At 37.8% G+C, this 13,972-nt stretch carries 12 protein-coding genes; 10 read left to right on the top strand and 2 right to left on the bottom strand.

From position 1 onward, the window contains the following. Positions 1 to 322: 322 nt before the first annotated feature. The 7 genes from E7276_RS03750 to E7276_RS03720 all read left to right on the top strand — a co-directional run bounded on the left by E7276_RS03750 (position 323) and on the right by E7276_RS03720 (position 6,960). A complete protein-coding gene (locus E7276_RS03750; RefSeq protein WP_294213910.1) occupies positions 323 to 1,735 on the top strand; it encodes an ABC transporter substrate-binding protein in 1,413 nt (470 codons plus the stop codon). A 67-nt stretch (positions 1,736 to 1,802) separates the two neighbouring features. Further along, positions 1,803 to 2,699, top strand: coding sequence for a carbohydrate ABC transporter permease (locus E7276_RS03745; protein ID WP_294213907.1), 897 nt, complete (start codon positions 1,803 to 1,805; stop codon positions 2,697 to 2,699). A 1-nt stretch (position 2,700) separates the two neighbouring features. Then, complete coding sequence (locus E7276_RS03740; RefSeq protein ID WP_294213905.1) at positions 2,701 to 3,570, top strand: carbohydrate ABC transporter permease; 870 nt, start codon at positions 2,701 to 2,703, stop codon at positions 3,568 to 3,570. A gap of 118 nt (positions 3,571 to 3,688) precedes the next feature. Beyond that, positions 3,689 to 5,209, top strand: a complete 1,521-nt coding sequence (locus E7276_RS03735; protein ID WP_294213902.1) for an alpha-N-arabinofuranosidase — start codon at positions 3,689 to 3,691, stop codon at positions 5,207 to 5,209. A 221-nt stretch (positions 5,210 to 5,430) separates the two neighbouring features. Next, the gene (locus E7276_RS03730; protein WP_294213900.1) at positions 5,431 to 5,961 is read left to right on the top strand and encodes a hypothetical protein; all 531 of its coding nucleotides are present in this window, start codon (positions 5,431 to 5,433) and stop codon (positions 5,959 to 5,961) included. Continuing rightward, on the top strand, positions 5,948 to 6,148 hold the full coding sequence (locus E7276_RS03725) for a helix-turn-helix transcriptional regulator (RefSeq protein WP_294213897.1): 201 nt from the start codon (positions 5,948 to 5,950) through the stop codon (positions 6,146 to 6,148). Before E7276_RS03730 ends, E7276_RS03725 begins: the two co-directional genes overlap by 14 nt. Before the next feature lie 164 nt (positions 6,149 to 6,312). Next, a complete protein-coding gene (locus E7276_RS03720; RefSeq protein WP_294213894.1) occupies positions 6,313 to 6,960 on the top strand; it encodes a GTP pyrophosphokinase in 648 nt (215 codons plus the stop codon). A gap of 32 nt (positions 6,961 to 6,992) precedes the next feature. On the opposite strand, the gene E7276_RS03715 is transcribed toward E7276_RS03720, so the two are convergent. Together E7276_RS03715 and lon are read right to left on the bottom strand one after the other, a co-directional pair. Continuing rightward, positions 6,993 to 8,093 carry a tetratricopeptide repeat protein gene (locus E7276_RS03715; protein WP_294213891.1) on the bottom strand — a complete coding sequence of 367 codons (1,101 nt, stop codon included), beginning with the start codon at positions 8,091 to 8,093 and terminating at the stop codon, positions 6,993 to 6,995. A gap of 157 nt (positions 8,094 to 8,250) precedes the next feature. Next, positions 8,251 to 10,524, bottom strand: coding sequence for an endopeptidase La (gene lon / locus E7276_RS03710; RefSeq protein WP_294213888.1), 2,274 nt, complete (start codon positions 10,522 to 10,524; stop codon positions 8,251 to 8,253). Between the two features lie 433 nt (positions 10,525 to 10,957). On the opposite strand from lon, the gene E7276_RS03705 reads away from it, so the two are divergent. The 3 genes from E7276_RS03705 to E7276_RS03695 are packed head-to-tail and all read left to right on the top strand — an operon-like array spanning position 10,958 to position 13,866. After that, positions 10,958 to 12,946, top strand: a complete 1,989-nt coding sequence (locus E7276_RS03705) for a methyl-accepting chemotaxis protein (protein ID WP_294213885.1) — start codon at positions 10,958 to 10,960, stop codon at positions 12,944 to 12,946. A 16-nt stretch (positions 12,947 to 12,962) separates the two neighbouring features. Next, entirely contained in the window at positions 12,963 to 13,391 is a 429-nt protein-coding gene (locus tag E7276_RS03700) for a chemotaxis protein CheW (protein ID WP_294213883.1), read from the top strand. Positions 13,392 to 13,401: 10 nt separating this feature from the next. After that, positions 13,402 to 13,866, top strand: a complete 465-nt coding sequence (locus E7276_RS03695) for a chemotaxis protein CheW (protein ID WP_294213879.1) — start codon at positions 13,402 to 13,404, stop codon at positions 13,864 to 13,866. Positions 13,867 to 13,972 lie beyond the last annotated feature (106 nt).

Genomic DNA, 13,972 nt, shown 5'->3' with positions numbered 1-13,972 from the left:
AATTTAATGAAAAAACAGGAGATTTGTTATAGAAAAATATTGAATACTTTTACTTAAACCTATCGAAAATGTGAAAAATGTGACGAATTAGTGAAAATATCCAAATTTTATTAGTTCAATTTGGAGAGATTAAAAGAAAAATCAAATTAGTTTAGAAAAATCTAAAATAATTATTGACTTAAGCTATTGGCATAATATAATTGAATCATAACAGTTAACCATTTGGATGTTTAATAGATTAGCTAACAAGCCTCGGCTGATTTATTAACGCCGAACAGTATAACTTTATAACCTTTACATGTGAAAATCAAGGAGGAGAAGAATGAAGAAAAAATTAATCAGTATGCTTCTTTGCACATCAATGGCAACAGCACTATTTGTTGGATGTGGCGGAGCTTCTGAGGGTGGGGTTAATCCTGATGAAGCAACAGAAGAGGAGACAGCAGAATCGGAAGTAGTTACTAATACATATGGTGATTCAAACGGTACTCATCTTGAAATGTGGACTTTCGTAGAGCTTCATGCTCAGCACTATGGTGTAATGGCAGAGGAGTGGAATAAGCAGCATCCAGATCAGACTATTGAGATTACTTGTACAACATATCCATACAGCGATATGCACACAAAGCTTCTTACAGCGCTTGAGTCAGGTACAGGAGCTCCAGATATCTGTGATGTAGAAGTTGGTCAGTTCCCTAACGTTGTAGAAGGTCTTGATCAGTGGCTTGTTCCATTAAATGATTATGCAGCTGATTATCTCGATACAATGGTTACATCTCGTATGGAGACATATCAGGGTTCAGATGGAAATTATTACGGCGCACCATACCACGTAGGTGCAACAGTTATGTACTACAACGTAGCAGCAATGTCTGAGGCAATGGGACTTTCACAGGATGAGGTTATTGCAAAGATCGATGCAGTAGAGACATGGGATGATTATCAGGCACTTGGTGAGGAGTACTTAGGAGCTATGAACGAAGATGGCAAGTACTTCACATGTGTTGATACAGGCGGAGTAGATTGGCTCTGGCTTGCAATGGCTGAGTACGGTGATGACTGGACAGGTGGTTTTGATGATCCAGCAAATGTTCAGTTAGACTCAGTTAAGAAAATGCTTACAATGCAGCAGGATTGGTTAAACTCAGGCTTCGCTGAGGTTTCACCAGACGGACATATTGATCTTGAGGCTGGTTTCCAGAACATCATGGATCACAACGTTGTTTCATTCCCTAAGGCTATGTGGTACATGTCACGTTTCACAAACTACATGGAAGAGGAAAAGGGTAACTGGTACATTGCTAAGTGTCCTGTATTCGAAAAAGGCCAGAAGTGCTCAGTAGGTATCGGTGGTACTGGTACAGTAGTAACACAGCAGTCTGAAAACACAGACCTTGCAGCAGAATTCCTTTGCTGGGCAAAGATGTCAGAGGAAGGTGAGCAGCACATCTGGGATACACTTGGATTTGACGTATGTAACGCAGCACTTTGGAGCGATGATGCATTTGCTCATGATGATGCAAACCAATACAATCAGTTCTTCATCAACTACCCATATGATGTACTTAACGAGATAGGAATGGATAACATTGGAAAGATTTCTGTTGTATCTATTAGCCCAACAATCAATGAGTACTTCTGCACAACAACATTAAATGAAGTGTTAGAAGACCCTTCATATTCAGTAGATGATGCTCTTCAAGAGGCACAGGACGCAGTGGATATGGAACAATAGGAAATGCTTTTGAAGGGATGCCGGCCTAGGCAGGCATCCCTATTTTAAAAATGAGGAAAGGTGCATTATGAAGGTTAAAAACTTTATTTATTCTCAGAAGGTAGCACCATACGTTTTCGTAGTACCTTTTATTCTTAGTTTTGCTTTCTTTTGGGTTTACCCCCTAATCACTGCTTTTACAATGAGTTTTCAGGATATCGGGGCAATCACAACAGATTGGGTAGGTTTTGATAATTACACAAAATTGTTGAAAGATAATGTTTTCCATATTGCGGTTTGGAACAGTATTAAATACATGTTTTTCACGTTAGTTCTTTTGATTCCATTCCCAATGCTCTTTGCAGTACTTATGGATAGCAACTTGGTAAAAGCTAAGGGCGTATGGAAGGCTGTTCTCTACATGCCAGCATTAACATCAGTAGTTATTTCTGGTACATTATTCCGCCTGATGTTTACAGAGTATACAACAGGTCAGATGAACATGATTACAGCGGCTTTAGGCCTTGGAACATATAAATGGTTAAAAATGGGCTGGTCAGGAATGCTTGCTTTATTAATTGTTGCCTGCTGGAGATGGACAGGCGTCAACATGCTATATTTCCTGTCTGGTTTGAAATCAATTGACAGTTCTTTATATGAAGCAGCAGACATTGATGGGGCATCAGGTTGGCAGAAATTCTTATATGTAACATTGCCATTGTTAAAGCCAACTACAGTATATGTATTAACTATTTCTGTTTATGCTGGACTTGCAATGTTCTTAGAGTCTTACATGCTTTGGGCAGGTAACTCATCACCTAACAACATAGGCCTTACTATTGTAGGTTACTTGTACAAACGTGGTATAGAGAAAAATGATATGGGCTATGCCTGCGCAGTTGGTGTTGTGCTCCTTGTGGTTGCACTTATCATAAACTTCGCTCAGCTTATACTAAATGGTACTTTCAAAAAGGAGGAGAAATAATATGTCAAAAGAAAAGACAATGAGTTCATCTCCTAAGATTAAAATTGGAAGTATTCTAGCAACAGGATTTTTCCTTATTCTTAGTTTAATTATATTATTCCCAGTATTTGCCGGTTTGTTGGCATCCTTCAGACCAGGCAAGGAGCTTATCAGAAGGGGATTATCTATTGATTTAGATTTATCCACCATGAACCTTGACAACTACTTGTATCTCTTTTCTGGAAATGCAGATAGCCAGAAGTATTTTATGTGGTATAAAAACTCTCTGGTTATCTGTATCCTCTCAGTAGTTATCACACTTTTTGTTTGCTACTTTGTTGCCTACGGAATCTCAATGTATAACTTTAAATTTAAGAATCTTTTGTTTACAATAGTTTTGGCAACAATGATGGTTCCTTTTGAAATATTAATGCTTCCATTGTACAAAGAGATAATCGCTTTAAAGCTCATTGATACATATGTGGGAGTTATGATTATAGGATTTTGTAACGCATCTACAATTTTCTTCTTCAAACAATATTTATCAGGACTACCAAAAGATCTGCTAGATGCAGCTAGAATTGATGGATGCTCAGAGTATGGTATTTCGGTAAAGATTATCCTTCCACTTGCAAAACCAGCTTTTGCTTCTATGGGTATTCTTTCTGCTATGGGTAACTGGAACGCAATCCTTTGGCCACTTTTAGTACTAAAGGGTGCAGAAAAGTTTACTCTTCCTATTGGACTTAATACTTTGCTCACACCATATGGTAATAACTATGATGTGCTTATTGCTGGTTCAATGTTTGGAATATTGCCTATTTTTGTAATCTTCCTTATCTTCCAGAAATATATTATAGATGGTATGACAGCAGGAGCAGTAAAAGGTTAACCTTTTACTGCTCCCACGACGCACCTCATTGCCGAAGGCAATCATAATGGTGCGTCTTCCCGTGGCCAGAGAAATAGCTGTGGCTAGCCGAGCAAAAAATATAGGAGAAGTATATGTTATGGCAAAATTAGTTATCAACAACGAAAACAAAAAGAGTACAATTGCTCCAGAGATTTATGGTCATTTCTCAGAGCACTTGGGACGCTGTATTTACGAGGGGTTATACGTTGGAGAAAATAGCGATATTCCTAACGTAAATGGTATGCGTACAGATGTAGTTGAAGCTCTAAAGGAGATGAAGGTACCAGTCCTTCGTTGGCCAGGTGGTTGCTTCGCTGATGAGTATCACTGGATGGATGGAATCGGTCCAAAGGAAAATCGCAAGAAAATGATTAACACCCACTGGGGTGGTGTGGTAGAAGATAATAGCTTCGGAACACACGAGTATTTTGAATTATGCAAGCAGCTTGGCTGCAAAACATATGTAAATGCCAATTTAGGTTCTGGTACAGTTCGCGAAATGAGCGAATGGGTAGAATACATGACATTTAACGGAGTTTCACCAATGGCTGACCTTCGTAAGGAGAATGGTCATGAGGAGCCTTGGACAGTTGATTATCTAGGTGTTGGAAACGAAAACTGGGGCTGCGGCGGTAATATGCGCCCACAGTTTTATGCTGATGAGTACAGACGTTATCAGACCTATGTTAGAAACTATAACGGAAGCAAACCTATTTCAAAGATTTGCTGTGGTGCCAATGTAGATGATTATCATTGGACAAAAGAAGTATTAGCTACATGCTTTGATCATACACCAGAGCAGTTCCATGGATTTATGGATGGTTTGTCACTTCATTACTATACACTTCCTGAGACAGAGGATGATTGGAACTTCAAGGGAAGCGCAACAGACTTTACAGAGGAGGTATTCTACCAGACTCTTAAACGTAGCTTTTATATGGAAGAGCTCATCAACAAACATGGTGCAATCATGGATGAGTATGACCCAGAAAAGAAAATCGGCATGATGATTGATGAATGGGGAATTTGGACTGATGTTGAACCAGGAACCAACCCAGGCTTCTTGTACCAGCAGAACACTATGCGCGATGCTTTAGTTGCTGGTATGAACCTTAATATATTTAATAAGCATTCTGACAGAGTAAAACTTGCATGTATTGCACAGATGATTAACGTACTTCAGTCAGTTATGCTCACAGACGGTGAGAAGATGATAAAAACCCCTACTTATTATGTCTTCAAAATGTTCCGTCACCACCAGGGAGCAACACTTCTTGGTTCAGACCTTATTAACAACAGTACAGTCGGATCTGGCAAGAATGAACTTCCTAAGGTATTTGAATCAGTTTCTGAGGATGAGAATGGTGTTATCACTGTAACCCTAACAAATAACTCATTAGAATCTACAGAGGAACTTGAGATTCAACTTACTAAGGACGGTGGAGCATACAATGTATGCGAGGCTTCATATGTTACAGGTAAGATGAACTCTTACAACACATTTGAAGCACCTGAAGTAGTAAAAGAACAGGAGTTTACAGCTTACACAAAGACTGATGCTGGCATAAAAGTAACCCTCCCAACATGTTCAGTTGTTAGCATTAGACTTAAAAAATAATTCTTTCAAACAAAGTATCTGCATTTGATAACGATTGATGATAGCCCTTGGCCAATAGGCTGAGGGCTTTTTTGCGCTACTGTAGATTCATAAACCAAAACTTCGTTCTCCAATCTTGTGACAAAATGTAAAATATAGTTGACATTATGCTATCGCGGGATTATTATAATAATATCAGCTGAGGAAACTAGTTAATTGTTTTTATAAACGGAGGATAAAATATGAATGCATATACTGCTGGTGTTATTTTTGGAATATTAATTGGAGTTATAGCTGTGGCATGCAGCTGCATTAGAAGAAAGAGATATGAAAAGAATAAAGTACACTACGATGAGAGACAACTATTGGTTCGTGGTCGTGGAGCTAATTACGGTTTCATTACTGTGATTATTTTGAATATGATATATGCGCTATGTTTATATAGTGTTACTGTTGATATCATATCACCACAATTAGTTATTATCGCAATTATGTTCTTAGGAATTATGGTTGATGTGGTCTACTGTGTTTTGAATAATGCTTATATCATGGTAGGACAAAAGATTAAAACATGGATTGTTCTGGCTATAATGGTAATAATGTCAAATCTGTTTGCCGCTATTAATAATGCAGATGAGATTGATTTAGCTAGCAGATATATGAATGGATTCTTTATAAATGTTTCAATATGTGTGCTGTTTACAGGTATTCTTATTGCTATGGTAATCAGATTGTTATTAGATAAAAGAGGAGATGCCAATGAAGAATCTTAGAATGAAGGCAGCCAGAGCTGGCAAGGATTTGTCCCAACAGCAGCTTGCAGATTTGTGTGGCGTGTCTAGACAGACTATAAATGCCATAGAAAAGGGTGATTACAATCCTACCATCAGCCTTTGTATAGCCATTTGCAAGGCTTTGGACAAGACCTTGGATGAGCTGTTTTGGGAAGAAAATCAATAATCTTCACATACCCATCGCGAAAAATTAAGAAAGAATTAAGACTTATTTAATGGTATTTGTCATCCTAAACCTGTACCATATGAATTATGGATAAGGAAATTGTAATAGAAGAATCAACGACAGTGAATGAAATTGTTTCTCTGGGGAATTCATACGAGAACAATATGGCACGTATAGCTGCTATAGAGGATGAGTTTTCTCATACCTTAGATCCAATTCTTAGGATGTACAATGCAGCCATGAATCTTACAGAAGCCAGACTTAATATAATTAAGGACGAGTTCGAATTTAGAAATCTTAGGGTTCCGATTCATCACATTGATACGCGACTCAAATCATCAAAAAGCATATTGGGGAAACTAGAAAAGAAAGGAATGAGATTGTCTCTAACTGAGGCATTCAACAATATTTACGATATTGCAGGCATCAGATGTGTCTGTCCATATATCAAGGATGTTTACCTGATTCGAGATAGAATACTAGCTCAGGATGATGTACATATAATAGAAATAAAGGATTACATCGCCAGCCCCAAACCAAATGGCTATCGCAGCCTACATATGATAATTAGAGTGCCTGTATATTTCATGAATAAAAAGCAACTGGTTCCTGTGGAAATCCAAATTAGAACTATGGCTATGGATCTGTGGGCATCTCTAGAGCATGACATCAAATATAAGACACTATCAAATAATGTAGATTCCCTAGATGCTTTAGAATTAGACATTGAGGATGAACTTCTACAGGCAGCAGAGCTTATATACTCAGCCCAGCAAAAATTTGAGATTATGAATTCAATAATTGAGAAATAAGAAAAGCCTGACCGTTTGGTCAGGCTATTATGCTATGAAGATAAACCAACTTCTGTGGCAACTCCGTTTTCAATATTGAATTGTAATCCAAGTCCGGAATCTTTTAATTGTTCACACAGTTCTTTAAATTCTTCAAATGTATAATATGTAGGTGCATCCTCGCCACCAGCTGTATAGAATTTTGTGTTTGAATCAATGGCTATGAAGTATGTAGCATAGTCGTAATCCTCAAGGTTATTCCAAGTATTTGGATCAAGCACTTTGGTAACACCTGCATCTATAGTAAATCCATTGTCTGCAAAACTTAAGCTTCTAATATAAGAACTTGAGTAACCAGGGTCAGTTGTTAGTAATGTTGAAAAATAAAAACCATCATCTAAATCAGATGAAGAAGCGGCAGTTTCAGTAGGGTCTGTTAACACTAAGTCGGTAAAGGTTTCTCCATTGCTGAGGTATTCCCATGTAGTCTTTTCAACCTTAAGGGTATATGAATCATTTCCATCCTTAGTAAATAAAAATTTAATTGGTTTGCCATTTCCATCAGTAGAAGTAAATTCTACTCCTTCATCTGTGGCATTTACTTTACCATCCTCCCAAGTAAAAAGACGAAGAATCATAACGCTCATAGAGTAGTCGTCGCCATTTTTCTCAATAGAAACAGTAACCTCATTGTTAGAATAGAATCCCACATAATCATCAATATTAATAGTAGATTCTTCTTCAATCTCGGTCGCTGAGTTATTCTCAGAAGCTGCGGCATCTGAGCTACTGCTTGAACCACCATTATTTACAATTGTAGTTAATTCTTGCAGTTTAGACTCAAGGAAAGGCGCTTCTGTCATGTTGACACCCTGCTCAGCAATTTGCATTGCCATCTCATAATCACCGGTTTCTTCATATACATGAATCAAACCAATATATGCTTCTGTACACTTGTCATCAATTTCAAGAGCCATATTGTAGGCTTCTAGGGCCTTGTCATAGTCCCCTTCCTCGATATACTTTGCACCCAAATCAAGATATCTATCCAATTGTCTTTCAGGGCTGTTGTATACAAGGAAATATCCTGCGATTGCAGCAGCTATTGCGACAATGATTACTGCAATTGCAATAATTATTTTTTTACTTTTCATAATCAACCTCCGTGAGTTTATTCTTCATTATTATAATACTTTACCTTTCATATTTGAACGAGAATACAATTTATAAAACGCTGCAAAAAATAATCCTCCTATTTGACATAAAGTAATACACCAAATAGAAGGATAATATTTTTATATAATGGGAAAATTATTGGTTAATTTTTAAATATGAAATAACATCCTCAACATTTTTAACTGGGATGATTTCAAGGGCTTCCTTTACTTCCTCAGCAACATCTACCAGGTCCTGCATGTTATCATCAGGGATAAATACCTGCTTTACGCCAGCTCGTTCCGCTGCCATTAACTTCTCTGGAAGTCCTCCAATGGCAGACACGATGCCTCTTAGGGATACCTCACCAGTCATTGCAAATGTTGGCTTTACAGGCACTCCGGTGACAAGAGATGCAATGGCAGTAGTCATTGTGATACCAGCAGATGGACCATCCTTTGGTACGGCTCCCTCAGGTACGTGGATATGTAAATCATTTTGCTCGAAAAGTGAAGCTTTGTCTGGATACATGGATTTTACAAGGCTAACTGCAATCTGTGCAGATTCCTTCATTACATCTCCAAGCTTTCCAGTTATGGTGATTCCACCCTTTCCCTTTGTAAATAAGGTTTCTATATAAAGAATCTCGCCGCCTACAGCAGTCCATGCAAGTCCTGTTACAACACCAGGCTTCTGCTCAGCAGGAACGGTATTGCGATGCATAGGGCGCATATCAAATTCGCCACGAAGCTGTTCTGGAGTGATAGTAACAGATTCATTTTCGTTTCTGGCAATAAGAAGTGCAGCACCACGGCAAAGTGCATCGATTCGTTTTCTAAGACCTCTAACGCCAGATTCTCTAGTGAAATCTGAAATGATAGTGCTTAGTATCTCATCGCTTACATTAAGCTGTGACTCATTAATACCCATAGCCTCCATTGACTTTGGTAGTAGATGCTCACGTGCAATTTTCAGCTTCTCATCAGGAGTATAGCCAGTAAAATTGATTACCTCCATTCTGTTGAGAAGAGGAGCAGGAATAGTATCCAAGCTGTTGGCTGTACAGATGAATAACACATTTGAAAGGTCGTATGGAACATTCATGTAGTGGTCTGTAAATGTATTATTCTGTTCTGGGTCAAGTACCTCTAAAAGGGCGCTGGCTGGATCACCATTGTAGCTTTGAGAAAGCTTGTCAATCTCATCCAGAACCATAACTGGGTTGCTGACACCAGATTTTGAAATGGCATCCATTATACGTCCAGGCATAGCTCCTATATATGTACGACGATGTCCTCTAATTTCTGCTTCATCTCGCACACCACCAAGAGATACTCTTACATATTCACGGCCCAATGACTTGGCAATTGATTTACCTATACTTGTCTTACCAGTGCCAGGTGCACCGACAAAGAGAAGAATAGAACCAGACTGAGTCCCCTTTAGATTCATAACAGCTATCTGCTGAATAATACGCTTCTTAACCTTATCAAGTCCGTAGTGATCACTATCGAGAATCTTTTCAGCTTCCTCTAAATCAATCTTTTTAGTCTCTTCCTTTTTCCAAGAAAGTCCTATAACGAAATCAAGATAATCGTAAAGCATTCCAGTTTCAGAGCTGTGATGACCTTCCTGCTTGAGTCTATTGAGGACCTTGTCTGCTTCCTTACGTGCATCCTCATTCATGCCGGCTTCTTTTATCTTTTTCTCAAAGCGCTGAATGTCAGTTACATTCTCAGGGTGCATGTCATCAAGCTCTTTTTGTAAATATTCCATCTGCTTTTTGATGGCAGACTCTCTGTACAAATCCTTGTATTCCTGCTCTCTTGCAGAGTTAGCATCAGTTGTAACCTTTGTTACTTCAACATATTCAACGATTTCCTTTTCCATAAGCTCTAATCGCTTGTTGATGCTGTCATTAGCGATAATGCTTTGCATCTCTTCATTAGATGTGTTGAACCAGTAGGAAAGGGAAGCAGCTAATTCTTCTACGTTTGAAATTCCACTTAAGAGTAATTCTATGAAATTAGAAAACTGGAAGCGGCTTGATAAATCTCTTACATCAGCCTTCAATGCCTCTAATACTTCTAATTCTCTGGAAACATCAAGTTCGTCCACATCATTTCTCTTTGAAATGTTAAGCTCGATTTCACCATCACCATTAATATGTATCTCATCCACGTCTATACGATTTGTGATATTAACAGTTACATAGCCTTCAGGACTAACCTGTGCGAGAGTACCAACAGCACCAATTTTATAGAAATTGTCTTCTGTCAAATCCTTTCTAGCCTGATAACGCTTGGTTTGTAAAACTACAACCTTTTCCCCTTCAACAACCTTTCCAGTCAGTGTCTTAAATACATCTGTCTGGAAATACATGTTTCCTCGTGAAATAAGTTGCATATTGTATAAAGGTAAAATAATCATAAGAACCTCCGTATATCAAAAAATCGCATTTGTTAGCACTCACATCAACAGAGTGCTAAATGTAAGTTAAAGATAACATCCTCTATAGTCCAAGTCAATAAATCAAATATTAAAAATTTATTAAAATTAAATAGTGCACAATTGAAGAATGATACTTCAAAAATATTTGAAAAAGAGAGGTCTTTCTTTACAAATGAACAGAGTGCATAAATCTTAGGTCTTTATGTAGAACTCTAAAATAAGCAGAAACTTTTGGTTGTGCAGTATAAATAAATTGTTTAGTGCTAAATAGGGTAAAATGCACAATTGTATTTATAAAAATACACATCACGTTATAAAACTATGTTAAAATCCTAACTCGTGTTTGTATATAACACTTAACAGGGGCGTAACTATAAACTTTAGATAATTAATAAGATTCACGGAGGAACTTATGAAAAAGAAAAAGAACATTTTTTCAAGCGTAAAGTCAAAGCTTATAGCAACTATGCTTTTGATTTCGATCATCCCACTTGTTGTTGCTATTTTAATCAGCTATAACAATTCATCTACTAGTGCCGAAGAGCAGGCAAAACAGAATTTGGATTGGCAGGCAAAATATATCGAGTCAGAGATTGACAAGATTTTTACAAAGTGTGAGGCATCTCTTACAAGTTTTGCTTCTGTTCCACAGACAATTCAGTTTCTTAAGGGCGAACTAGATGATGTATCAGTTGTTAAACAGCAGATGGTAGCTATTAACGAGTCATTTGGTGATAATAATACAATCGTTATGTCTAATGCTAATGGAGATATGGTATTACGTAGTGATGATGGTGACCTTAAGAACATCAAAGAGCGTGATTACTGGCAGAATGCAATGAAGGGTCAGACTTATGTTTCTACTGTATTTGTTAGTTCAGTAACAAATTCAAGAAATATTTGTTTAGCAGTACCAGTTTTCGATACAGATGGAAAAACTGTTATCGGTGTAGTACATAAGACACTTAATCCAGATGAGTTACATACAATGTTAGCAGAGGATGCAGAGGAAGCATTCCTTGTTGACCAGGAAGCTACAATGGTAGCTCATTCAGATTTTGAAATCTCAGCTACAGATGAACCACAGAATTTTGCATCATCTCCATACATGACATCAAGTGATACTACAGGTTTCTATATCAGTGAAGCAAAGGGTTATCCTGTATATGTTAGCTATGTAAAGAATGAGATGTCAGGCTACACAATCTGTGCTGGTAAAGCATACAGTGAGGTAGTTGCTGAGGCAAGAAATGGTTCCATGATGATTATGGTTACTGGCTTATTTATGATTTTAGCAGTACTTGTAATTTCAATTTTCATGGCAAATAGCTTTACAAAGCCAATCAAGGCTGTTGATGATACTATTTCAGAGTTAGCAAATGGTGTATTTAAGAAGATTAACAAGCATACAAATCGTAAAGACGAATTTGGTCAGATTGTAAATAATACAAACGCAGTTATTGAAAAGCTTTCAGGTATTGTAGGTCATATTAAGAGCTCTACAGGTACTGTAGGTGAGTCATCTGAGGAATTATCAGAGATGGCAGATCAGATTGCAGCAACAACAGAGAGTGTTGCAGTTGCAGTTCAGCAGATTGCTACAGGTGCAGTACAGCAGGCTGAGGATATTCAGTCAGCAGCTGAGGGAACAAGCAAGATTACAGATGCTGTAGAGAACGTACAGGATTCTACAACAGAGATGACTTCTCTTGCAGCTAGAATGAAGCATGCTTCTGAGCTCTCTAGCTCATCACTTGCTACACTTCAGAATACAAGTACAGAGATGACAGTTAAGATTGATGAAATCGCTACAAAGATTTCTAGCACACAGAATGCTGTTTCAAATATCAACGAGAGAGTTGAGGGCATTTCAGGTATTGCAGCTCAGACAAACCTTCTTTCTCTTAATGCTTCAATCGAGGCTGCAAGAGCAGGTGAAGCAGGTAGAGGTTTCGCAGTTGTTGCTGAGGAAATCAGAAAGCTTGCTGATGATTCAGAGAGCCTTGCATCTGAAATTAGAGTATTAATGGATGAGCTTCTTTCAGAGGCAGAGCAGGCAGTTAAGGCTGCTTCACAGGTAATGAACGGAAATATCGAGCAGCAGAACGCACTTGGCGAGACACTTACAGCAGTTGAGGGTATGCTTGCTGATATCGAGGAGACAGTAAATAGCGTTACTAAGATTTCTGGTGAGGCTGACAACTGTGTATCTTCAAACTCAGTAGTATCAAATGCTATGTCATCACTTTCAGCTATTTCAGAGGAAAATGCAGCATCTACAGAGACAACAGGTGCATCAGTAGAAGAGCTTTCAGCTACTGTTACAACACTTGCTGAGTCTGCAACACACCTTAAGGATATCGCTGAGCAGTTAAACGAGGAAATGAAATTCTTTAAGTAAGAAATAGAGGTAAAAAATGGATTTTTGTCAAATTGTAACATCTGAGACAGATACAACTCAGGCATTAATTGCTGGAGTTCGTAATGAATTGGTTGCTATTCCACTTCCATCAATTTTAACAATTGAAAGTGTTGCAAAATCAGATATTAGTCTTGTTGATCAGGAGGATGTTATCTACTTAAGAGGTCGTGTTATCCCTCTCATTTATTTGGACAAGCTCTTCGAATTAGAGCCTTTTGCAGAGGAAGAGGATAGCATAACAGTTGTAGTTTGCATTCACAATGATTCATGCGTAGGTCTTGTTGTTGATACATTGATGGGTCAAAAGGACATCGAAACAAAATCCTTAGGTATTCTTGAGGATAATCAGTTCTTCAGCGGTGCTTCTATCCTTGAAGACAACGATGTTGCAATGATCATTAACGTACAGTCATTTATTGCCTAAGGAGGATAGTATGTCAGACTTAAGAGTTGTTAATGAAAAAAACGAGGCGGATAATCAATATATTATTTTTAATATTAATAAGGAATCGTATGCTATTGATGTTTCCCAGGTAAATAATATAATCCAAATGCCAAAAATTACAAAAGTTCCAAAGTCTCCAGAGTACTTCAGTGGAGTAATCAGCCTTAGAGGTGAAATAATTCCTATCATGAGCTTACATCGTAGAATGAATTATGGTGAGGATTCTATCACAAAGGATTCTAGAATAATTATTCTTAACATAGAAGACGAAAGACTCATGGGAGTAATTGTTGATGAGGTAAAGGAAGTGCTTACTATCCCTGAGAATGAAATCGAGCAGCCATCACCATTTATCAATGCTGACGAGTCCTTTATTCGCGGCATCGGAAAAAAAGGAGAGGAACTTATTTCAATACTAAAAATTGGATCTTTAACTAAAAAAGATATAGCTTAAAATGAGAAAACCGCAGCGTCTGCTGCGGTTTTTTTATTGTTAGGGCAAGGCCCTATTTTTCAAAGTCTTAGTTTTTATATTTTAGATAAAATAGATACTTTGAAAA

Source organism: Pseudobutyrivibrio sp. (assembly GCF_015057185.1).
GTDB lineage: Bacteria > Bacillota > Clostridia > Lachnospirales > Lachnospiraceae > Pseudobutyrivibrio.
Note: the sequence above shows the minus strand (reverse complement) of the source record. Positions and strands in the feature narration are given on the sequence as shown.